Annotated in this window: 18 protein-coding genes; 7 read left to right on the top strand and 11 right to left on the bottom strand. The window is 72.6% G+C overall.

Translation table 11 applies throughout. The features are described 5' to 3' along the window. Positions 1–16 precede the first annotated feature (16 nt). Positions 17–1,927, bottom strand: a complete 1,911-nt coding sequence (locus tag ACQEVC_RS11290) for a M14 family zinc carboxypeptidase (RefSeq protein ID WP_432876058.1) — start codon at positions 1,925–1,927, stop codon at positions 17–19. A gap of 211 nt (positions 1,928–2,138) precedes the next feature. Here ACQEVC_RS11290 and ACQEVC_RS11285 point away from each other — a divergent pair, with 211 nt between their 5' ends. Then, complete coding sequence (locus ACQEVC_RS11285; RefSeq protein ID WP_432876056.1) at positions 2,139–3,497, top strand: C39 family peptidase; 1,359 nt, start codon at positions 2,139–2,141, stop codon at positions 3,495–3,497. Between the two features lie 102 nt (positions 3,498–3,599). On the opposite strand, the gene ACQEVC_RS11280 is transcribed toward ACQEVC_RS11285, so the two are convergent. From ACQEVC_RS11280 to ACQEVC_RS11270, 3 genes are all read right to left on the bottom strand, one after another. Next, positions 3,600–3,881, bottom strand: a complete 282-nt coding sequence (locus tag ACQEVC_RS11280; RefSeq protein ID WP_432876054.1) for a DUF4229 domain-containing protein — start codon at positions 3,879–3,881, stop codon at positions 3,600–3,602. A 14-nt stretch (positions 3,882–3,895) separates the two neighbouring features. Further along, positions 3,896–4,324: a hypothetical protein gene (locus ACQEVC_RS11275; protein ID WP_432876052.1), complete on the bottom strand. Its 429-nt coding sequence runs from the start codon at positions 4,322–4,324 to the stop codon at positions 3,896–3,898. A gap of 239 nt (positions 4,325–4,563) precedes the next feature. Continuing rightward, positions 4,564–5,730 carry a radical SAM protein gene (locus ACQEVC_RS11270; RefSeq protein ID WP_432876050.1) on the bottom strand — a complete coding sequence of 389 codons (1,167 nt, stop codon included), beginning with the start codon at positions 5,728–5,730 and terminating at the stop codon, positions 4,564–4,566. A gap of 253 nt (positions 5,731–5,983) precedes the next feature. Here ACQEVC_RS11270 and ACQEVC_RS11265 point away from each other — a divergent pair, with 253 nt between their 5' ends. From ACQEVC_RS11265 to ACQEVC_RS11250, 4 genes are all read left to right on the top strand, one after another. Beyond that, the gene (locus ACQEVC_RS11265) at positions 5,984–7,483 is read left to right on the top strand and encodes an NlpC/P60 family protein (protein WP_432876048.1); all 1,500 of its coding nucleotides are present in this window, start codon (positions 5,984–5,986) and stop codon (positions 7,481–7,483) included. A gap of 199 nt (positions 7,484–7,682) precedes the next feature. After that, positions 7,683–10,178 (top strand): hypothetical protein, encoded by a 2,496-nt coding sequence (locus ACQEVC_RS11260; protein WP_432876046.1) that lies wholly within the window; start codon positions 7,683–7,685, stop codon positions 10,176–10,178. Positions 10,179–10,418: 240 nt separating this feature from the next. Continuing rightward, entirely contained in the window at positions 10,419–12,326 is a 1,908-nt protein-coding gene (locus ACQEVC_RS11255) for a DEAD/DEAH box helicase (protein ID WP_432876043.1), read from the top strand. 341 nt (positions 12,327–12,667) lie between these two features. Then, positions 12,668–13,288: a putative glycolipid-binding domain-containing protein gene (locus ACQEVC_RS11250; RefSeq protein WP_432876041.1), complete on the top strand. Its 621-nt coding sequence runs from the start codon at positions 12,668–12,670 to the stop codon at positions 13,286–13,288. Positions 13,289–13,308: 20 nt separating this feature from the next. On the opposite strand, the gene ACQEVC_RS11245 is transcribed toward ACQEVC_RS11250, so the two are convergent. Then, positions 13,309–14,400, bottom strand: a complete 1,092-nt coding sequence (locus ACQEVC_RS11245; RefSeq protein WP_432876038.1) for a PLP-dependent cysteine synthase family protein — start codon at positions 14,398–14,400, stop codon at positions 13,309–13,311. A gap of 39 nt (positions 14,401–14,439) precedes the next feature. Next, a complete protein-coding gene (locus tag ACQEVC_RS11240) occupies positions 14,440–14,892 on the bottom strand; it encodes an Lrp/AsnC family transcriptional regulator (RefSeq protein WP_318400885.1) in 453 nt (150 codons plus the stop codon). 248 nt (positions 14,893–15,140) lie between these two features. On the opposite strand from ACQEVC_RS11240, the gene ACQEVC_RS11235 reads away from it, so the two are divergent. Beyond that, positions 15,141–15,422 carry a BldC family transcriptional regulator gene (locus tag ACQEVC_RS11235; RefSeq protein WP_318400883.1) on the top strand — a complete coding sequence of 94 codons (282 nt, stop codon included), beginning with the start codon at positions 15,141–15,143 and terminating at the stop codon, positions 15,420–15,422. A 129-nt stretch (positions 15,423–15,551) separates the two neighbouring features. Here ACQEVC_RS11235 and ACQEVC_RS11230 read toward each other — a convergent pair whose 3' ends face one another. Then, positions 15,552–16,181, bottom strand: coding sequence for a UbiX family flavin prenyltransferase (locus tag ACQEVC_RS11230; protein WP_432876034.1), 630 nt, complete (start codon positions 16,179–16,181; stop codon positions 15,552–15,554). Between the two features lie 189 nt (positions 16,182–16,370). Between ACQEVC_RS11230 and ACQEVC_RS11225 the strand changes: the two genes are divergently transcribed. Next, positions 16,371–17,777 (top strand): terpene synthase family protein, encoded by a 1,407-nt coding sequence (locus ACQEVC_RS11225; protein ID WP_432876031.1) that lies wholly within the window; start codon positions 16,371–16,373, stop codon positions 17,775–17,777. Between the two features lie 154 nt (positions 17,778–17,931). Here the strand turns inward: ACQEVC_RS11225 and mqnP are convergent, their stop codons facing one another. From mqnP to ACQEVC_RS11205, 4 genes are all read right to left on the bottom strand, one after another. Beyond that, positions 17,932–18,834: a menaquinone biosynthesis prenyltransferase MqnP gene (gene mqnP, locus ACQEVC_RS11220; RefSeq protein WP_432876028.1), complete on the bottom strand. Its 903-nt coding sequence runs from the start codon at positions 18,832–18,834 to the stop codon at positions 17,932–17,934. 52 nt (positions 18,835–18,886) lie between these two features. Next, entirely contained in the window at positions 18,887–20,350 is a 1,464-nt protein-coding gene (locus ACQEVC_RS11215; protein ID WP_432876025.1) for a menaquinone biosynthesis decarboxylase, read from the bottom strand. 202 nt (positions 20,351–20,552) lie between these two features. Continuing rightward, on the bottom strand, positions 20,553–20,957 hold the full coding sequence (locus ACQEVC_RS11210; RefSeq protein WP_432876022.1) for a hypothetical protein: 405 nt from the start codon (positions 20,955–20,957) through the stop codon (positions 20,553–20,555). A gap of 43 nt (positions 20,958–21,000) precedes the next feature. Continuing rightward, positions 21,001–21,321: a hypothetical protein gene (locus tag ACQEVC_RS11205; RefSeq protein WP_432876020.1), complete on the bottom strand. Its 321-nt coding sequence runs from the start codon at positions 21,319–21,321 to the stop codon at positions 21,001–21,003. Positions 21,322–21,359 lie beyond the last annotated feature (38 nt).

The following is a 21,359-nucleotide window of genomic DNA, read 5'->3' as shown; positions in this document are numbered from 1 at the left end:
GTGCGCTACGCCACCGTCACGAACTGGTGATGGTCACGTTGTCGACCGCCGCCTCCACCAGGCTGGCCCCGGAGGCGTCGGCGGTCTGCACCAGCAGCCGCACCGACTGCCCGGCGTACGCCGACAGGTTGGCGGTGGCGGTGGTCCAACTGCCGTTGCGGTTGCTGGCCGCACCGGCCTGGTTGAGCAGTTGGGTCGTCCCGCCACTGTGCACCACGCTGACCCGCAGGTAGTCCGCGGACGAGGCGTTCGACCCGTGCGCGAGATACCAGGCCAGGGAGAGCGTCAACGTGCCGCTGCCGGGCAGCGTGATCGCCGGTGACTGGGCACTGGTCAGCCCGCCGTCCACGTCGTGGTCACCGGCCGCCGCACCGGCGAGCCGGCCGGTGACCAGGTCGTTGCTGCCGGCGTACGGGGCGAGTTGCTTGGCGCCGCTGGAGGTGGTCGCCTGGGCGGTGCCCCGTTCCCACGCCCCCGAGGTCGCGGTGTCGGTGCCGGCCGGGTTGACGGTCCAGCCGGTCGCGGTCTCGAAGGTGTCCGACCAGAAGGTGGTGCCCCCGCCGGTGCCGCAGTACGTCGCCTGGAGCCCGACCACCCGGTACGGGCAGTCCGCGTACTCGCTCAGGATCAGCACCGCCTCCCGGTTGCGGGAGGTCTGCGCCGGGATCACCTCGTCGGGCGGGTAGAAGCCGCCGCCACCGGACGAGCCCGGGTACATCTCGAAGGTGTACGCGAAGATGTTGTGGGTCGCCCACATCCAGTCCAGGCTGTCCCCGTCGGTGATGTAGAGGTCGCTGGACTGTTCCGGGGTGTAGCCGTTGGTGGCGGCCATCTGCTGGCCGAGGGTCCGGAAGGTCCGCTCCTGGTCGGCGTTCAGCCCCGGACCGGTGTTCGCGGTGGTGTAGCCGTACGGCCAGAGCACCAGCTCCGAGTAGGTGTGGAAGTCGATGTTCACCTTGATCTGCTGGGTGCCGCCGACGACCCGGCTGTTGACGAAGTCGCGCAGCCGGGCGGTCTCCGGCGCGGAGAACGCCGACGGGCCCCGGTAGGTCTCCGAGGAGGTCGAGCCGGACGAGCCGCCGCAGCAGCCCCAGTTGTAGCCCCAGTTGCGGTTCAGGTCGGTGCCGACGTTCGACGATCCGCTGTTCGGCTGCCGGTTCTTCCGCCAGGACCGGTAGGAGCCGGTGGCGATGTCGTACTCGCTGCCGTCCGGGTTCACCGTCGGGACGATCCAGATCTCCCGGCTGTTGACGATGTTGGTGATCCGGGAGTCCGAGCCGTAGTTGTCGGTGAAGAGGTTGAGCAGGTAGATCGCCATCTCGACGGTCAGGTGCTCGCGGGCGTGCTGCTGCGAGTTGAACAGGATCTCCGGCTCGTTCTCGTCGGTGCCGACGTTGTCGGAGATCTTGATGACCGGCAGGTCGCGTCCCTCGTAGGAGGTGCCCATGCTGGACCGGCGGGCGATCGTCGGATGGTCGGCGACGACCTGGTTGAGCACCGCGTTCAGCTCGGCGTAGTTGTGGTACGCCGAGTCGGCCGGTGGGAAGTCGAGCACCCCGACATCGCCGTGCTCGTGCTGGCCCCGGTCCGGCGCCGCCGGTACGGCCGCCACCTCGAAGCCGAGCGCGGTGATCGCCTTCACCTCGGCGGCGGTCGCGGTGACGTAGAGCGTGCCGTGCTCGACGTAGTCGATGCTGGTGCCGGTGGCGGCCACCGCGTTGCGGTCGGCGAGGGTGCGTGGGCCGGTCACCCGGTATTCGGCGCTGGTGGCCGGTTCCGTGTCGGCCCGGTCCGGTCGGGCGCTGGCGGCGCCGGCCGCCGGGCCGATACCGGCCACGACGAGTCCGAGTACGACGGTGCCGGCGAGCGTGCCGGCCCGGGCCCGGTGCCGGATCGACGGCCCGGACATCCAGGTGCGGAAGGGCATGTAAACCTCCTGGGGGTAGGGAGGACTCCGCTGGGTAGTGCACACTGCACCATCCGTACCATGGTCATATCAATATTGATCACTTGACGTCCCATGCCAGTTGGACCCTTCTCTCGGCAAAGATTTTCTTGGCTTGAACATCTGGCGAAACTTCCTGCCGAGCGGAATAGTGGCGACAGGACCCCGACCTTCGTCCCCCTGCGGAGCATCGATGGCCAGTTCGCCGAACCAGATCAGCCGACGCACCTTCGCCCTCGCCGGCCTCTCCGGCCTGGCCCTGCTCGGCACCGGCGTGCCGGCCCGGGCCGGCGCCGCGACCGGCCGCCCCCGCCCGGCACCGCACGACGAGCAGATCACCTGGCAGGACTTCTCCAGCTACGCCGACTGGCGGCGCGGCACCCACCAGGGCACCGTCGCCCTTCCCGGCGCGCGGACCGGGATCACGATGCTGCGTCCGGCCGGCACCACCGAATATGCCGATCCGCACACCGGCACCACCCGCACCTGGTCGTACGCCACCTGGACCTCGCCGGTCACCCCGATCGGCTTCGACGCCAGCGAACTGGTCGCCTCGTGGAACGCCGAGACCCCGGCCGGCACCTGGATCCAGGTCGAACTCCAGGGCACCTACAACACCGGCGCCCTGACCCCGTGGTACGTCATGGGTCGGTGGGCCGCCGGCGACCAGGACATCCGGCGTACCAGCGTGAACCGGCAGGGCGACCCGTACTCGACGATCTGGACCGACACCTTCTCGATCGACGACGTCGCTGCCGGGGTGCTGCTGCGGGCGTACCAACTGCGGCTGACCCTCTACCGCGCGCCGGAGAGCCGCCGCTCCCCCCGGGTCTGGCTGCTCGGCGCGATGAGTTCGCTGGTGCCGGACCGGTTCACCGTGCCGGCCAGCGCCGGCCGGATCGCCTGGGGCCGGGAGCTGACGGTGCCCCGCTACTCGCAGAACATCCACGCCGGGCACTACCCCGAGTACAACGGCGGCGGCCAGGCCTGGTGCTCGCCGACCTCCACCACGATGGTGCTGGAGTACTGGGGCAAGCGGCCCTCCGCCGAGCAGACCTCCTGGGTCGACCCCAGCTACCCCGACCCGTCGGTCAACCACGCCGCCCGGATGACCTACGACTACGCGTACGAAGGCTGTGGCAACTGGCCGTTCAACACCGCGTACGCCGCCTCGTACGGGTTGGACGCCAAGGTGACCCGGCTGCACTCGCTGGACGAGGTGGAGCACTTCATCGCCGCCGGCATTCCGGTGGTCACCAGCCAGTCCTTCCTGGCCGAGGAGCTGGACGGGGCCAACTACGGCACCTCCGGGCACCTGTTCGTGGTGGTCGGCTTCACCGCCGACGGCGACGTGGTCGTCAACGACCCGGCGTCGTTGGCCAACGACGCGGTACGCAACGTCTACCGGCGGGACCAGTTCGAGCAGATCTGGCTGCGGACCAAGCGGATCAACGCCAGTGGCGGGGTCTCCGGCGGGTCGGGCGGGATCGCGTACCTGATGAAGCCGTGCGGGAGGCCCTGGCCGAAGCTGGCCGGCTCGACCAACTGGTAGCCGCGCCGACGCCAGCTCACCTGGGGAGGATCACCGGCCCCGTGCCCGGCCAACGGCGTCCGGGTGCGGGGTCGGTGCCGTGCCGGATCCGCGCGGCACGGCTCAGGACCTGTCGGTCGGCTTCTCCGTGTCGGTCGGCTTCTCCTCCCCGGCCAGCGCGGCGCGCAGCCGCTCCTTCTCGGCCCGGCGCTTCTCCGCCGCCCCGGCCAACTGCTGGGCCATCTCGTCCCGCCAGCCGCGCAGCAGGAAGAACGCCAGCGCGGCGGAGAACGCCACCGCCAGCATGAGCTTGAGGAAGAGGTTCATCTCGACCGGCCAGAGCGCCAGGGCGACCGCCACGAACAGCCCGATCCGGCCCAGCGTGTACTTCACCGCGGGACTCATCTGCGCATCTCCGATCAGTTCGTCCGGCCGGCGAGCCAGCGGACGCCGGCAAACCAGACCAACGCGTACGCCATGGCGAAGACCGCCGCGGCCACCCCGCCCGAGACCAGCGGCGGGGTCGACTCGGCCAGCCCGGCGGCGAGCAGCCCGGCGGCGATCCCGACGGCCGCGGCCACCAGCGCCGCCGCGACCCGGGCGGGGCCGAACCGCCAGGCCCGGAACTCCTCGACGAAGATCCAGGCCGGCAGGACCACCGCGAGCCACCCGCTCGCCCGACCGAACTCGCCGAGGCCGACCAGGGAGGCACCGAGGTCGATGACGAGCAGCGCCACCAGCCCGACGACCACCCCGACCAGGGCGACGCCGAGCAGGTCGGCCAGGACCACGATCCGCCCCTGGTCGTCCCGGCGCGGAAAGGGTGCCCGCTCGCTCCGCTCGGTCATGCCGCCTCTCCGCTGCGCTCCACCGGCAGGCGTCGACCCCGATCCGCGCCCGCTCCGCCCGCTCATGACCTTTCGAGGGTACGTGAGCGGGCGCGGAACCACCCCTGCCGGGCCGGGCCGTACGCACGACGACAGCGGAGTACCCGAGCGCCGATCGCCGGCCTATCCGGCCCGGAGCGCCGCGGCGGGCGGCGTACGGGCCGACCTGGCCTTCGTCCGACTGCCCGGAACGCCCCGGATCAGGCCCAGACCTGCTGCGGCTCGGCCCGGCGTTCGGCCAGGCTCGGCGGGGCGTCGTACTCGCGCAGCACCGCGTACCGGCTGTCCCGTTCGGCGGGACGGAGGTCGGCGTCCCAGATGAGCTGGAGCAACTCCTCCCGGGACAGCGCGGCGGGCGTACCGGCCGGGTCGGCGGCGTGGCCGATCCGGTGTTCGGCCGCCGCGCCGGCCAGGTCGTCCACGCCGAAGTGGAGCGCGAGCTGCGCCACGGAAGGCCCCTGCGTCGCCCAGCAGCACGTCAGGTGCGGCACGTTGTCGAGGAGCAGCCGGGACACCGCGAAGGTCTTCAGCGACTCGGCCGGCGACGCCGTCTCGGCCGGCGCTTGCGGCCGGAGCCCGCCGCCGGCCGGGGCCACGAGGTCGTGCTCGTAGCGCAGCGGCAGGAAGCTGGTGAAGCCGCCGGTCTCGTCCTGCAGCTCGCGCAGCCGCAGCACGTGGTCGACCCGGTGCCGGTGCTCCTCGACGTGACCGAAGCGCATCGTCGCCGGGGTACCGAGCCCCTTGGCGTGGGCGAGCCGGTGGATCCGGGACCAGTCCTCCCAGGTGCGGTCGCCGAGGCCGAGCCGCTGGCGTACCTCCGGGTCGAAGATCTCGGCCCCGCCGCCGCTGATCGACGCGAGCCCGGCCGCGACGAGTTCGTCGAGGATCTCGTCGGCCGGCAGTCCGGTGTTCCTTTCCAGCCAGCGCAGCTCGGTCGCGGCGAAGCCGGTCAGTCGGACGTCCGGCAACGCCGCCGTCAGCGCGCGCAGCAGCTCCGGGTAGTGCTGCCACGGCAGCGCGGGGTGCACCGGGTTGACGAGCCCCAGCTCGGTGAGCCCGTCGGCGGCCAGCTCGGTGGCCTGCCGGACGGCCTCGTCGACCGGCGTCGGGTACGGATCCTTCTCGCCCTGTTCCGGGCGGAAAGAGCAGTACGCACAGCCGGCCGCGCAGAAGTCGGTCAGCTTCAGTTGCCGGTCGACGACGAACAGCACCCGGTCGTCGCCCCCCGCCCCGGTACGCCGGTGGTGCGCCAGCCGGCCGAGCCAGACCAGGTCGTCGCTGGCGTACAGCGCCTCGCCGTCGGCACGGCTGAGCCGAACTCCCGCGTAGACCTTCTCTTCCAGCTCACGCTTGCGTCCGGCGTCCATCGCAGCACGTCCCTCCAGGCACGATCTCCGCCACGAGCCTACGTGGAGCGCCCGAGGTGCCGGCGGAGGCGGTGGCGGCAGCCGGCCTGGTTCACCTTGCCCAGGTACCTTTAACCTGCTTCTCAGCGTCTCGTTACCCCCGTCGCATCGACATCCCCGGCGCATTGAGGTAAGACAAAGTAGGACGCGATGCACTACTAATGGCGATACCACAGCAGCGCAGGGCGCGCTGCTGTGCACGGACGGGAGCGGCATGGCCAACAGCAGGCGCGGACGACCGGACCGGCCCGTCGACGCGGTTTCGCCGGTGCTACGGCCGCTGGTCTGGTCAGCCCTGGTCGGTGCGATCGTGGCGGGCGCGATGGCGACCCCGGTCTACGCCGACCCGCCGCTGCCGAACACGGTCCCCGACGCCGGGGTACGCCCGCTGCCGGCCGGAGCGCCCAGCGTGCCCACCAGCACCGGCGCGCCGACGACGCCCTATCCGCTGCCGCCGAGCGTGAACGGTCCGCTGGCCAGCCAGATCATGGCGCTGGAGGTCGAGGTCGCCCAGCTCGGCGACCAACTGCTGCAACTGCGGCAGGAGCGGGACAAGGCCACCACCGAGCTGACCACCGCCGACGGCGTACGGCAGACGGCTCGGCTGGAGCTGGCCAATGCCCGTACGGCGGCCGACAACGCGGCGGCGGGCGCGCTGAAGGACGCCGCCGGGCTGCCACCGGGTGCGTTCGGCTCCGACCTGCACGGGCTGGACCTGCTCGGCCGGATCCAGCGCGGTGAGGAGCGGGCCGGCGACACCGAACTGGCCGCCGGTGAGGTGGCCCGGGCGCAGCAGGCCGAACAGCAGGCGGAGGCGGCATACCAGACCGCGTCCAGCACCTACCAGCAGAAGGTCGCCGCCTTCACGACCGCGGAGACGCGGTACAAGGCACGCTCCGCCGCCCTGGTGAAGCTCAAGCGCGACAACGCGGACCAGCTCAAGGCGATCGAGCGCGCCAGGGAAGCCGCCGAGCAGCAAATCGGCGCGACGATCGGCAGCGACAGCGTCGCCGGGATGGTCGCGCACCCCAAGGCGCTGGCCGCGATGCGTTACGCGCTCGCCCAGCGGGGCGACCCCTACCTCTGGGGCGCCGAGGGTCCGAACCGGTTCGACTGCTCCGGGCTGATGCTCGCCTCCTATCTCTCGGTGGGCAAGCGGATCCCGCGGGTCTCCCGTGAGCAGTACAACGGCACCCGCAACCAGAGCGTGGCCCGGGAGGCACTGCTCCCTGGCGACCTCGTCTTCTTCGCCTCCGGCAGCAGTTGGACCAGCATCCACCACGTCGGCATGTACATCGGCGGCGGCAAGATGGTGCACGCGCCGACCACCGGCGATGTGGTCAAGGTCTCCACCGTCTGGTGGTCGCGGTTCTACGCCGCGACCCGGATCTTCCCGGCTGTGCCGGCCCCGAACGCGACCACCCCGCCGCCGACCACCCCGCCGCCGACCACCAAGCCACCCACGACGCCGCCGCCGACCACCAAGCCACCCACCAGCACGCCAACCACGCCTCCGGCGACCAAGCCGCCCACCAGCACGCCGACCACGCCTCCGGCGACCCCGCCGGTGACGCCGGCACCGACCCCGAACCCGCCGGATACCTCGACGCCACAGACACCGCCGGTCAGCACCTCGGGCGGCCAGCCGACCGGGGGTACGTCCAGCGCCAGCCGGTCGACTCCGGCTGCGGAGGGTAGCTCCGACAGCAACTGAGGGTGCCGGTCACCGGCCGGCTGTGCGCCCGTGCTGAGATGTGGCACGGTGAGGGTTGACGTACTTCCGACCCGGCCTACCGGCCCGGGTGTGGGCGCGGGAGGCAACAATGGACGAATCGCAGGTCAGACCGGCTGTCGGGGAGGCATCCCCGGATACTGACGGTCGGGCTGCGGCCACCCGGTCCGGACGGGACGGCGTGGACGAGAGCGAACTGTCCCCGCTGCCACCGCCCCCGCCGGTCGGTACCGCGCTGCCGGAACCGCCAGCCGAGGAGGGGCTTCCCGAGGCCTACCAGCCGCCACCGCCGCCCGCCGCCGGAGCGCTCTGGGCGGACGCGCCGCCGGATCCGGCCGCAGCAGATCCGACCGCAGCGGACCCGACCGGTTCCACAGGCTCCGACTCGGCCCGGGACGCTTCCAGCTCGATCCGGGACGATCCCGGCTCTGTTCCGGACGGCGAGGCGAGTCCGACCGCCGCCTCGTCCGACGAACCGTCGGTCGAACCGGACGCGGATGCCGTCCCGGATGCCGAGACGAGTTCTGCCGACCCGTCGGACGATTCCGGCGACTCGTCTTACGATTCCGGCGACCCGTCCGACGAGGTCGGCTCCGCCGCCGACGCCGGCCCTGGGACAGATCCCGCCACCGATCGGGACGACGACGCCGGGCTGGGCTCGCCGGTCGACTCCGAGTCTCCGGACGGCCCTGAGCCACCGGTCAGCCCCGATCCTCGCGGTGGTGCAGAGGTCGCCGACGTGCCCGGGTCGGCGCCGGTCGCCGTACCGGAGCAGGTCGGCGACAGCGCCGCGGCAGAGCCGGTCGCCGTACCGGAGCAGGCCGATGACAGCGCCACGGCGGAGCCGGTCCGCGGTCGCGCCGTGAGTAGGGCGACCACCACTCCTACCGCAGCCGAAATCGCCGCCATGCCCGCCGCTTCCTCGGGCAGCCGCACCTACCGCGCCGGCGAACTGGCCAAACCCGTCAACGCGGCGGCCGCCACCCCGACACCCGCGTCCCCGGCACTCGCCTCCTCGGCCCCGGGCGCTACAGCCGCCGACGCCTCGACACCGAGCGCTCCGGTCGCCGCTTCCTCGACACCGGGCACTACGGCGGCCGACCCGTCCGCACCGGCCGCCGCTTCAGCGGCACCGGTGCTGGCCCCGGCGCCCCCGGGGACTCCGGTGCCGCCGCTGCAACGGCGGCGTCCGCAGACTCCGGCGCTCGACTCCCCGTGGTCGGCGTTCGCCAACGCCGTCAAGTCCCCGCCGGCCCCGTCGAGCGGATCGGCTGTCGGACCGCCGGCCGGCTCGGCATCCGTCCCACCCGTCGGCTCGGCATCGGTTTCGCCCGTCGGCTCGGCATCCGTCCCGCCCGTCGGCTCGGCATCGGTTTCGCCCGTCGCCACCGGACTCTCCGGGTCGACCCCGGCCGAGCCGGTACGCCAGACCCGGGAGCGGCCCGGGGCCGTGCACTTCACGGCCCCGCCCGCAGCCAGCGTATCGGCCCTGCCGGCCACCCCCGGCCAGTCGTCCCGGGACGCCGGGTCGCCCGCTGGCGGCACCCCGTCGTACACAGTGCCACCGCAGCGCAGCGCCCCGCGGAGCAGTGCCGGTACGACCCGGGCCAGTGCCTCGGTGCCGGGACTGTCTCCGGTACTGCCGAACGAGGCCGCCGCCGTAGCCGCGGTGCCGGGAGTGGCGAAGGTCTACCGGAGTACCGAACCGGAGCCGGCCGGTCCACCCGCACCGGCACATCCGCCGGAGCCGGCCGGACCGCCCGAGCCGGCACATCCGCCGGCACCACCGGCACCCGAACCGCCGGACCCGGGCCCGGCACCCACGCCGTTCCCGGCACCGGCGCCTCCGATGCCCACCCCGGTGCCACCGGCTCCGTCGCCGTACCCGCCCGCGCCGCCCCGGCCCGCTCCAGTGCCGCCGGGCCCCGCGCCGTACCCGCCGAACCCTGGCCCGACTCCACCCAGTCCGGTACCCCCGGGCCCCGGGCCGAACCCCAGTCCGGTACCCCCGGGCCCCGGGCCGAACCCCGGCCCGGTGCCGCCGGGCCCGGTGCCGTACCCGCCGACGTCGGCGGCGGCCTCGCCGGCGTACCCGGCCACGCCGGTCTCCGGTGGGCCGGCTGGCCGACCGGCGGATCCCCCGCCACCGGCCCCGCTGGTGGTTCCGGCGCCCGCCCTGCCGAGCTGGCCACCACCGACCAACCCGATGTCCTCGGCCAACCTGGTCGGCGGCAGTACGCCGGGCTACTCGCTGCCCACCGCCGACCCGGGCCCGGCCGTCGCCGCCGAACCGGCCGGCCGGACCCCGACCGGTGCCCGCCCGTCGGGCGCCGGTCCGGCCTCGCCGCACCAGCCGAGCGCCGGCCCGACGACACCGCACTCCCCGGGATACCGCGACTGGGCCCGGGACCAGCGGGCGGAGGGCACCGTGTACGGCGGCCCCGAGGGCCACGTCACCGTTTCGATGCCCACCAACCAGCTCGAGAACTCGGGCTCGCTGACCGGGCACATCCTGGCTCAGGGCTGGACGGACACCCCCACGCAGAAGACGAACACCGGCAAGGTGGTGCTGGTACTGCTGATCGGGCTCGGCATCCTCCTCGCGGTCGGACTGATGGTGGTGCTGCTGGCCGGAGACGCGTTCAGCAGCCTCTTCGACGGTCTGCTGAGTAGTTGACGGGGCCGCCCGGCGCCCGGCGGATCGGCGGGCGCGGGTGGTGAGCCTGCCCACTGGCGTGCGCGCCGAGGTGGCGGTGGCGGCTGGCCCCCGTACACTCGGATGGATTGTTGACCTGGCGCGTGCCACGCGCCTCTGGGCGATCTTGCGGGCGAATCAGCGGCGACCTCGTCGCGGCGGGCCATCGCGAAGATGCGCCCCGCTTGAGAGGTATCTTTGACCACCTTTGCTGATCACAGCATGTTTCCGTCCGTATTCGACGCGCAGTCCGGATCCGCTTCCGCAGGGACGTCCGCGTCTGATGAGCAAGCCGTTTTGATTGTGCCGGCTGTTGCCGATGTGCACGCTGATTCCGCCGACACGGTGACCGCCGACGATTCCGGCCCGCGCTCCGTGGCCGCCCCGGACGCGATTGCCGGGCAGGACAACGCCATTTCCGAGCCGGTCGATTCCGAGCCGGTCGATTCCGAGCCCGTCGAGGCCGAGCCGACCGAGTCCGGGCCGGTTGATTTCGCCGCCCTCGGGCTGCCCCGGCAGCTCGTCCGGGCGCTGCACCGGGAGGGCATCGACACGCCGTTCGAGATCCAGCGGGCCACCGTGCCGGACGCGCTCGCCGGGCGGGACGTACTCGGCCGGGGGCAGACCGGCTCCGGCAAGACGCTCGCCTTCGGGCTGCCCGTACTGGCCCGGATGGCGGCCGGCCCCCGGGCCCGGGCACACCACCCGAGGGCGCTGATCCTGGTGCCGACCCGGGAACTCGCGATGCAGGTCAACGATGCGCTGATGCCGCTCGGCCGGGCAGTCGGGGTGTTCCTCAAGACCGCTGTCGGCGGTGTGCCGTACGACCGCCAGATCGACTCGCTGCGCCGTGGCGTGGAGATCGTGGTGGCCACACCGGGCCGGCTGGCCGACCTGATCGAGCGGGGCGTCTGCCGCCTCGACGACATCGAGGTCACCGTGCTGGACGAGGCCGACCAGATGGCCGACATGGGCTTCCTGCCGGACGTCACCGAACTGCTCGCCAAGACGCCGGCGGATGCCCAGCGGCTGCTCTTCTCCGCCACTCTGGACAACGACGTCGACTCGCTGGTCAAGCGGTTCATGACCGATCCGGTCACCCACTCGACGGCGCCGCCGACCGCCGCCGTGTCCACGATGGACCATCACATGCTGCTGATTCCGCCGCACGACAAGTTCGCGGTGGCGGCCTCGATCGCGGCCCGGCAGGGCCGCACCATGATGTTCGCCCGGACCCAGATGGGCGTCGACCGGCTGGTCGAGCAGTTGGCGGCGGTCGGCGTCCGGGCCGGCGCGCTGCACGGCGGCAAGACCCAGCGGGTACGCACCCGCACCCTGGCCGAGTTCAAGGAGGGCCGGACGAACGTGCTGGTCGCCACCGACGTGGCGGCCCGGGGCATCCACGTCGACGGCGTCTCGCTGGTGGTGCACGTGGACCCGCCGAAGGACCCGAAGGACTACCTGCACCGGGCCGGCCGTACGGCCCGAGCCGGCGAGTCGGGTGCGGTCGCCACGCTGGTACTGCCGAAGCAGCGCCGGTCCACCCTGGCCATGTTGCAGAAGGCCGGTGTCGAGCCGGAGCAGACCCGGGTACGCCCCGGCGACGCCGCGCTGGCCGAGGTGACGGGTGCCCGGGAGCCGAGTGGCGTACCCGTGGTGGACGAGCCGGCACCGCGCCGTGGGTCCGGTACGCGCCCGGACCGTCCCCGTTCCGACCGCCGGTACGGCGACCGGCCCCGGGCTGACCGCCGGTACGGTGACCGGCCGCAGGAGGAGCGCCGGCACAGCGACGGTCCGCAGGGTGAGCGCCGCTACGGCGACCGCTTCCAGGGCGAGCGCCGCTACGGCGACCGGCCGCAGTCCGAGCGCCGCTACGGCGACCGCCGGTTCGGCGACGGCGGTGGTACGCCGCAGCAGGGCGGCCGTACCGAGCGGGGCGGCGAGTGGCGCTCCGGCGGGCGGCAGGGCGGCTTCCGGCACGAGGGCCGGCCACACACCGACCGGCCGGTCTGGGACCGGTCCCGGGACGAGCGCCCGCGCGAGGACCGGCCCGCCGGGGACCGGCCGGACGACCGGCGGGGCCGCCGCGACCACCGGTTCGACGGCCGGCGCCCGACCCCGACCCGCTGAACGGTCCCGCGTCGCCGCTCGCTGCCAACCGCTGAACGGTCCGGCACCGTTGCCCGGCCCCGACCCGCTGAACGGTCCGGCACCGTCGCTCGGTGCCGGCCGTTGAACGGTTCCGCTGTCGGGTCGGGCAGCGGGAGCCTGACGGGCGGCCGTCGGGTCCGGCGCACGGAGATCGCCCAGCACGCGTCGCGGATTGGGACGCTTACCGGTAACAAGGCCGCCGACCAGGGTCCGCCGCCGTCGAACGGCGCGGGCCCCGGTCGGGTCGCCGGCCCGGCGGCCGGCACGGAATTGCCGGGCTCGGGCACTCCTGTCGGTTGGCGGCGGTAACGTCCATGGACATGCCGAGCATGCCGAAGACGTTGTTCTGGAGCCGCACCGACGTGCCAGGTGCCGACCACACGCTCGTCACCGACCATCGTGGGCTGACCGCCCGGGGCACCGCACTCGCTGTCGACCCGATCGCCTTCACCTGCCGCTACGCGCTGCGCACCGACGAGCACTGGGCGACGGAGGGACTGGAGGTGAGCTGCGAGGGCGCCGGCTGGCTGCGCACACTGCGGTTGGAGCGGGCGGCCGGCCGCTGGCGGGCGAGCACGGCCGAGCAGGGCGACCTGGACGCGGCGCTGGCCGCCGCCGGCCAGCCGGCGGCCGGGCTGCCCGGCACCGAGGAGCCGGAGCGGCTCGCCGAGGCGGTCGACGTCGACCTGAGCGCCTCGCCGCTGTTCAACACCCTTCCGGTACGCCGCCTCCGGCTGCGCGAGGCCGCACCGGGCAGCTCACACCGGGTCGTCGCGGTCTGGGTGCTGGTGCCCAGTCTCCAGGTGGTGCCGGCTGAGCAGACCTACACGGTGCTGGAGGACGGCAACGTCCGGTTCACCAGCGAGGGTTTCACCGCCGACCTGACCCTCGACGCCGACGGCTACGTGCTGCACTATCCAGGGCTGGCGCACCGGCACTGACCCGAGCCGGCCAATGTCCCTCATCCGGACCACTCGCCGGTCATCAGGAAACGTTCCACCGTGGACCGGTGCGGCGCCAGGTCGAGGCCCCGGTCGGCCACCCACTCGTCCGAATAGTACGTGTCGGTGTAGCGTTCACCGCCGTCGCAGAGCAGTGTGACGACCGACCCGGTCCGGCCGCCGGCCCGCATCTCGGCGATCAGACCGAACGCGCCCCACAGGTTGGTGCCGGTCGATCCGCCGACCCGCCGGCCCAGCACCGTCGACGCGACGCGCATGACGGCCAGCGAGGCCGCGTCCGGCACCCGCACCATCCGGTCGACGACGCTCGGCTGGAAGGACGCCTCGACCCGGGGCCGGCCGATCCCCTCGATCCGGGAGCCGGCGCCGGTGGTGGCCGACCAGTCGCCCGAGGTCCACGCGGGATAGAACGCGGAGTTCTCCGGGTCGACCACGCAGAGCCGGCTCGCCAGCCGCCGATAGCGGAGGTAGCGCCCGATGGTGGCGCTGGTGCCGCCGGTACCGGCGCCGACCACGATCCAGTCCGGCACGGGGTGCCGTTCCAGGGCGAGCTGCGCGTAGATCGACTCGGCGATGTTGTTGTTGCCCCGCCAGTCGGTGGCGCGTTCGGCGTACGTGAACTGGTCCATGAAGTGCCCGCCCAGGTCCTCGGCGAGCCAGCGGGCCTCGACCACGACGGCGGCCGGATCGTCCACCAGATGGCACTTTCCGCCCTGGAACTCGATCAGGGCGATCTTCTCCGGCGAGGTGGCGGCGGGCATCACGGCGATGAACTGCACCCCCAGCATCCGGGCGAAGTACGCCTCCGAGACGGCGGTCGAGCCCGACGACGCCTCCACGATGGTGGTACGCGGTCCGATCCAGCCGTTGCAGAGCCCGTAGAGGAACAGCGACCGGGCCAGCCGGTGCTTCAACGACCCGGTCGGGTGCACCGACTCGTCCTTGAGATAGAGGTCGATCCCCCACTGGCGGGGCAGCGGGAAGCAGAGCAGGTGGGTGTCGGCGGATCGGTTCGCGTCCGCCTCCACCGCCGCGATCGCCTCGGTGACCCAGGTGCGTTCGGCGTCGTCGCACCGGTCGAGCTGTTCCATGACCAGGAACGTAGCAAGCCGCCCCGGCGGCCGGCCGGGTCAGGACGGGCCGACCGGCTGGGGGCGGTTCTCCCATTTCGTCGAGAGTGCGACGGCCGTCCGGGTCGAGGCGACTCCGGCCGTCCGGTTCAGCCGCAGGATGAGCTGCTCCAACTCGGCAATTGTGCCGACTCGCGCCTTGAGCAAGAAGGATTCCACTCCGGCCATGAAGTAACAGGATTCGATTTCCGGCATGCCCCGGATCGCCTCGAGTACGTCGTCGGTGTCACCGCCGGAGTCCTGCACGATGCCGATCAGCGCCGTTACGCCGAGCCCGATCGCCTCCGGCTCGACGTCCGCCCGGTAGCCCCGGATGACGCCGCCGGACTCCAGTTTGCCCACCCGCTCGTGCACCGCCGGCGCGGAGAGGCCGACCTGCCGGGCCAGCTCGGCGTACGAAAGGCGGGCATTGCCGCGCAGCAGCTCGACGAGGCTCAGGTCGATCGCGTCCACGTTCTGAGACCCTAGTCCGGGTGGGTGAACGGGCCGCCCGGGGTCGGCAGCATTGTTGCTGACATAACGCGTAAATGCCGTGAATCGTTCCGGCTAACCTCACACACGGTACGTTTTCGCGTTTGCCGGACACGACACTCCGGCGGTGTTGTAATTGCCGTACGTCCCTTAAACGAAGGCTCTGGCAAGCATGTGTTCTGGGGGCGGTCCTACCAGTCCGGGGGCTTCGTAGACGCGAGGAGGGGGCTGTGGACACTGGAGATCGTCTGCTGACGCCGGGCGAGGTGGCAGCGCTCTTCCGCGTCGATCCGAAGACCGTCACACGCTGGGCCGCGGCCGGGCGTATCGGCAGCATCCGAACACCGGGTGGACATCGCCGCTTCCGCGAGTCGGAGGTACGCGCACTGCTCGAGGGTGAGGGCATGCTCGACGAGGTGGACGAGGGCCTCGCGAACCGGCCGCGCAACGCCGGACCCGCCACCCCGAGTGGTCCCGGCCCGGCCGGCGCCGGAAACGTCGGCCTGCACTGAACCTTCTTTCGGCCTGGACAGCGCGGCGCCTGCGCCCCGACGTCCACCTGCGGCCACGACGGACGACCGCACGGTGAGGTCGAAAAGGTTCACTGACCGACACCGGGCAGGGGGTCGACACCGGGGCGGTCAGCCCCGATCGGCCCCCAGCTCGCCGGACCAGCGCCGGAACAGCGAGTGCGGTACGTCGAGCGCGTCGAGCACCTTTCCGGCCACGAAGTCGACGAGCTGTCGCGCGGACGCGGCGGCCCCGGCACCGTAGAAGCCGGGGCTCGCCGGCAACACCACCGCTCCGGCGTCGTGCAGGGTGATCAGGTGCTCGAGGTGGCTGCGGGTGACCGGAGTCTCCCGGGGCACCACCACCACCGGCCGATGCTCCTTGAGGTTCACCTCAGCGGCCCGTTGCAGCAGGTCCTTGGAGAGGCCGATCGCGATTCCGGCGCAGGCCGCCGTACTCGCCGGCACCACCACCATGCCCCGGGTCGGGTACGACCCGCTGCTGGGCCCGGCCGCGAGATCTCCGGCCGGCCAGTACGCCACGTCGGCACCGGCCAGGTCCCGGCCCAGCCAGGCGGCGAGGTCGTCCTTCCAGTGCGCGTCCCGGAACGGGCGGCCGGTCTCGTCGAGGATCGTCAGCCGGGCCGCCCGGGAGACGACCAGGTCCACCGGTTCACCCGCGTCGAACAGCCCGCCGAGCACGGCGGCCGGATACGGCGTACCCGATGCCCCGGAGACGCCGACCACCCACGGCCTTCTCATGCCCACCAGCCTGCCGCAAGCGTCGAAGCCGGCGCCGACCGGCCCCGGCCGCGAACCTGCGGCGCCGGCCCGGGTGTGACCAGATCATCACTTACTGCGAAATAGGACGTACCCGACGGCGATCACAGACCGGCCGGAAACTGCAATGCTGCTCACGTCTGCCCGCGGCAACGACGAAGGGGGCCGGGCATGTACGGGATCAGCTCGTGGGCGACCGAGCTGAGCTGTCCGATACCGGCACGCCTCTGCCCGCACGCCGACGCGGTGCAGGAGTGGCTGGTCGACTGGGCAGACCTGATCATCGGCCCGCTCGACACGACGGCCCGGGACCGGCTCGCCCGCGGCGGTGTCGCCCGGTACGCCGGCCGGCTGTATCCGGACGCCAGCGAGGCCGACCTGCGGGTCATCGCCGCCCTCTTCACCTGGTTCTTCCTGCTTGACGACGCCTGCGACGCGACCCGGCGCCCCCGGCCGGCCGAGGTTTCCGCGCTCTGCGACGGGGTGCTGCGGCTGCTCCGCTCCACCCCGGCCGGGTCGGCGCCACCCGGGCCGCCGCCACCCGGGCCGCCGCCACCCGGGCCGCCGCCACCCGGGCCGCCGCCACCCGGGCCGCCGCCACCCGGGCCGCCGCCACACGGGTCGGCGCCACACGGGTCGGCGCCACACGGATCGCTGCCCCGGCCGGGGCAGCCCGCACCGGCGGCCACCCCCGGTCGCCCGTCCCCCGCCGCGGGTCCGGGTTCCTGGACCGGACACCCGTCGGCGGCGCAGTCCCGGCCCGCGCACCACCCGGCGGCCGGGACGGGTGCCCGTTCGACCAACCAGCCGGCGGCCCGGCTCACCACCCCGCCGCAGAGCCGGGCGGCCAACAAGCCGGCGGCGAGGCCGGAGGCGTTCGACGGGCCGCTCCGACGGATGCTGGCCGACGCCTGGCGTACCCCGTACCAGCGGATGTCGGCGGCCTGGCGGGACCGCTTCGTCGACGCGGTGGCACACCACCTCGTCGGCGTGGTCACCGAGGCCACCAACAAGGCGAGCGGCCGGCTGCCCGGCGTCGCCGAGTACATCCCACTGCGCCGGGCGACCTCCGCCGCGTACGTCTCGTACGCCCTGATCGAGTTCGCCACCGGCCGGCCGGTGCCGGACGCGATCTACCACCACCCGGCGGTACGCGAGGTCGCCGACACCGCCAACGACCTGCTCAGCTGGTTCAACGACCTGCTCTCCCTGGAGCGGGACGCGGCCACCTCGGGCGGGCACAACCTGGTGCTGGCGGTGGCTCGGGAGGAACGGATCCCGGTCGAGGCGGCGATCGAGGCGGTGGTCCGGCGCTGGCAGCGCAGCATGCGACGGTTCGTCGAACTGCGCGACGCCGTGCCGTCGTTCGGGGCGGCCATGGACGGGCCGCTGCGGCAGTACCTGGACGGGCTCGGCAACTCGGTGCGCGGCACCATGGACTGGTCCATGGAGAGTGCCCGTTACCGGGACGCCCTGGCCGCCCCACGCCCGGCGGGACCGCTCGGCCAGGCCGAGCCGCGCCGCCGCCCCGACCGGCCGCCGAACGGCATCGGCGCCCGGGCCGAGCCGTCCGGCTAGCCGGGGCCGCGCTCCGCTAGCCGGGCAGCTTTCCGCTAACCGAGGCCGCTCACCGCCAACCGGGCAGCTTTCCGCTAACCGAGGCCGCTCACCGCCAACCGGAGCCGCTCACCGCCAACCCGGGCAGCTTCCCGCTGACCGCAGCCGCTCACCGCTAGCCGGCGAGGTGAAGCCGGATCACCAGGTCGAGCAGGGCGAAGACGAACAGGGCGATCCCGACGAAACCGTTGGCGGTGAAGAAGGCCCGGTTGACCCGGGACAGGTCGGTCGGGGTGACCACCACGTGCTGGTAGCCGAAGGCGAGCGCGGTCAGCGCCAGCCCGACCCACCAGAGCCAGCCCAGCCCGATAAGTTCGCCGTACCAGAAGAAGAGGCCGAAGGTCACCACGTGGGCGACGGTCGACGCGTACAGGGCGAACCGGAGGCCGTAGCGGGCGGGGACGCTGCGTACCCCGATCTGGCGGTCGACCTCGATGTCCTGGCAGGCGTAGATCAGGTCGAAGCCGCCGATCCAGAGCCCGACCGCCGCACCGAGCAGCCAGGCCGGGCCGGAACCGTCGAAGGTGCCGGTCACCGCGAGCCAGGCGCCGACCGGGCCGACCGCCTGGGCCAGAGCCAGGATCGCGTGCGGCCAGTCGGTGAACCGCTTGCCGTACGGATAGACCACCAGCGGGATCGCGGCGAGCGGGGCGAGGGCCAGGCAGAGCGGGTTGAGCGCCGCGGCGGCACCGAGGAAGACCAGCAGCGCGACGACCGCTCCGGTCCAGGCCGTCCGGACGCTCATCGCCCCGGTCACCAGTTCCCGCCCGGCGGTACGCGGATTGCGCGCGTCGATGTGCCGGTCGATGATCCGGTTCGCCGCCATGGCGAAGGTCCGCGCCCCGACCATGGCGATGGTGATCAGCAGCAGGTCGAGCCAGCGCACCTGCCCGCCGTGCCGCTGCATCGCGGTCAGCGCGGAGAGGTACGCGAACGGCAGCGCGAAGACCGAGTGCTCGATCGCCACCAGCCGGAGGAAGGACTTGACCCGCCCCGGCGACTCCGCCACGGCCGTCACCTGCGCCACCTTCCGTTCGCGACTGCGGGGCTCGCAAGCTCACTCCTCGCGCTCACGAGATGCCGTACTCCTTCCAGCGCTTGTCCACCAGGGACCGGATCTCCGGGGACATGGTCATCTCCTCCGGCCAGCCCCGGGTGTAGCCCTCGGTCGGCAGCTTGCGGGTGGCGTCCACCCCTGCCTTGCCACCCCAGAACTGCTGGTACGACGAGTGGTCCAGGTGGTCCACCGGGCCCTCGGTGAGCAGCAGGTCCCGGGCGTAGTCGACGTTGCCGAAGGCCCGCCAGGCCACCTCGGCGTAGTCGTGCACGTCGCAGTCCTCGTCGACCACCACGATCAGCTTGGTCAGCGACATCAGGTGGGCGCCCCAGATCGCGTTCATCACCTTCTGGGCGTGCTTCGGATAGCGCTTCCGGATCGAGATGATCGCGCAGTTGTGGAATACCCCGGCGGCCGGCAGGTCGTAGTCCACGATGTCCGGGATCAGCAGCTTGAGCAGGGGCTGGAAGATCCGCTCGGTGGCCTTGCCGAGCCCGTGGTCCTCCTGCGGCGGCTTCGAGGTGATGATCGAGTGGTAGACCGGCTCCCGCTGGGTGGTCATCGCCTCGACGTGCAGCACCGGGAACGGCTCGACCGGGGTGTAGAAGCCGGTGTGGTCGCCGAACGGCCCCTCGGGCAGTCGTTCGCCGGGCTCGATGTAGCCCTCCAGCACGATCTGGGCATGCGCCGGCACCTGGAGCGGCACGGTCAGGCAGTCGACCATCTCGACCCGCTCGCCGCGCAGGAAACCGGCGAAGAGGTACTCGTCGATGTCGCCGGGAAGCGGGGCCGAGGCGGCGTAGCTGACCACCGGGTCGCAGCCGATCGCGATCGCCACCGGTAGCCGCTGGCCGAGGCGTTCCGCGACCGCGTGGTGCGCGGTGGAGTCCTTGTGGATCTGCCAGTGCATGCCGAGGGTGTTGTGCGAGTGCTGCTGCAACCGGTAGAGCCCGAGGTTGCGCTTGCCGGTCTCCGGATGCTTGGTGTGGGTCAGCCCGTAGTTGTGGAAGATCCCGCCGTCGCCGGGCCAGACCTGGAGGCCGGGCAGCCGGTTCAGGTCGACGTCGGCGCCCCGGTAGACCACCTGCTGGCAGGGGGCGGTCTTGACCTTCTTCGGCGGTACGGACTTGAGCTGCATCACCTTGCCCAGGCCCTCGCGGATGCCGGACCAGCCGACCGGCAACTCCGGCTTGACCAGCGCGCCGATCCGCTCGCCGATCTCGTCCAGCCGGTCGACGCCGAGCGCCATCGCCATCCGCCGCTCGGTGCCGAACAGGTTGATCGCGACCGGCATCTCACCCCGGGTGGGGCGCTCGAAGAGCAGGGCCGGCCCGTTCGCCCGGACGGTACGGGTGACCACCTCGCTGATCTCCAGCGTCGGGTCGACGGGCACCGGGACCCGGCGCAACTCGCCGGCGCCCTCCAGCGCGGTGAGGAACTCCCGGAGGTCGGTGTACGGGAAGCCACGAGCCGCCATGGCCGCTAGTCTGTCGCACCGCCGGTCGGGGCGGCACGGCCGGGTCCCCCGCCGTGACCGGGCTCCCGTCGATGGGTCCCACCGGCACGGCCCGGTGCGGCGCCCCGGAACAGCCTCGGCCGACAGCTCGGAGCAGGCCGAGCCCGGCGCCTCCTCAGAGCAGGCCGAGCCCGACAGCTCGGAGCAGGCCGAGCCCGGCGCCTCAGAGCAGGCCGACGCCGAGCAGCAGGGTGCCGGCCATCAGGCTCGCCCCACCGACTCCCACCAGCCAGATCAGCTTGTTGGGCCGGGTGTCCGAGGGGCGTACGACAGAGAGGAAGAAGCCGATCGGCATCAGGATCGGCGCGGCGACCAGCAGGACCCGGATCAGCGTCCGCATGCCGTCGCCGTAGTCGGCCCGGTCCAGGTAGAGGAGTGCGACGAGCGCGAACAGCACGAGTACGCCCGCGTGGGCGTGCCCGGCGGTCCAGAGCGCCCGCCGGACGGGGTTGTCGAGATAGCCGGGTATCCGCCGGACCAGGTGCATGAGCAGGGACAACCCGCCGAAGGCGATGGTCGAGACGGTGATCAGCAGGATGGCGGCGGTGTTCTGGGTGGCGGACGACATCACAGGGCTCCCGAGGCGGTACGGCGGACCGAACTTGGCGCCGTCAAGATTGCCCCCCGGCACAGCATCTTGTCAACAGCAAGACTGCCGCCGACGCCATCGGCCCCGACGCGACGGCCAACGATCCCGACCTGCCCGGCGTCGCCACATCGAGCTGCGGGCTGAGCACGAAGATGCCGAGGTTGAGCTGGACGATGGTGATGGCGAACTTGCCGAACACCCACCAGTACCGGAAGTAGCCCCAGGAGGTGAGCGCGGCGAGCATCAGCCCGGAGAAGGCCGACGCGGTCCCCAGGTGCTGCAACAACTGCTTGTCCAGCGTCCGCGATGCCTCGTAGCCGGCCGCGGTGTCCCAGAGCACCAACGCGCACACAGGCTGGCCGGCGCCGACCGGGCGGGGCC

This window comes from Plantactinospora sp. CA-294935 (assembly GCF_050936445.1).
Classification (GTDB): Bacteria; Actinomycetota; Actinomycetes; order Mycobacteriales; family Micromonosporaceae; genus Plantactinospora.
The sequence above is the reverse complement of the archived record's forward strand: the minus strand, read 5'-3'. Positions and strand labels throughout refer to the sequence as shown.

What these genes read in the sequence shown, in the direction of transcription:
- ACQEVC_RS11290 (WP_432876058.1), bottom strand. Translation starts at nt 1,927, where the DNA reads ATGCCCTTCCGCACCTGGATGTCCGGGCCGTCGATCCGGCACCGGGCC.
- ACQEVC_RS11285 (WP_432876056.1), top strand. Translation starts at nt 2,139, where the DNA reads ATGGCCAGTTCGCCGAACCAGATCAGCCGACGCACCTTCGCCCTCGCC.
- ACQEVC_RS11280 (WP_432876054.1), bottom strand. Translation starts at nt 3,881, where the DNA reads ATGAGTCCCGCGGTGAAGTACACGCTGGGCCGGATCGGGCTGTTCGTG.
- ACQEVC_RS11275 (WP_432876052.1), bottom strand. Translation starts at nt 4,324, where the DNA reads ATGACCGAGCGGAGCGAGCGGGCACCCTTTCCGCGCCGGGACGACCAG.
- ACQEVC_RS11270 (WP_432876050.1), bottom strand. Translation starts at nt 5,730, where the DNA reads ATGGACGCCGGACGCAAGCGTGAGCTGGAAGAGAAGGTCTACGCGGGA.
- ACQEVC_RS11265 (WP_432876048.1), top strand. Translation starts at nt 5,984, where the DNA reads ATGGCCAACAGCAGGCGCGGACGACCGGACCGGCCCGTCGACGCGGTT.
- ACQEVC_RS11255 (WP_432876043.1), top strand. Translation starts at nt 10,419, where the DNA reads ATGTTTCCGTCCGTATTCGACGCGCAGTCCGGATCCGCTTCCGCAGGG.
- ACQEVC_RS11250 (WP_432876041.1), top strand. Translation starts at nt 12,668, where the DNA reads ATGCCGAGCATGCCGAAGACGTTGTTCTGGAGCCGCACCGACGTGCCA.
- ACQEVC_RS11245 (WP_432876038.1), bottom strand. Translation starts at nt 14,400, where the DNA reads ATGGAACAGCTCGACCGGTGCGACGACGCCGAACGCACCTGGGTCACC.
- ACQEVC_RS11230 (WP_432876034.1), bottom strand. Translation starts at nt 16,181, where the DNA reads ATGAGAAGGCCGTGGGTGGTCGGCGTCTCCGGGGCATCGGGTACGCCG.
- ACQEVC_RS11225 (WP_432876031.1), top strand. Translation starts at nt 16,371, where the DNA reads ATGTACGGGATCAGCTCGTGGGCGACCGAGCTGAGCTGTCCGATACCG.
- ACQEVC_RS11215 (WP_432876025.1), bottom strand. Translation starts at nt 20,350, where the DNA reads ATGGCGGCTCGTGGCTTCCCGTACACCGACCTCCGGGAGTTCCTCACC.
- ACQEVC_RS11210 (WP_432876022.1), bottom strand. Translation starts at nt 20,957, where the DNA reads ATGTCGTCCGCCACCCAGAACACCGCCGCCATCCTGCTGATCACCGTC.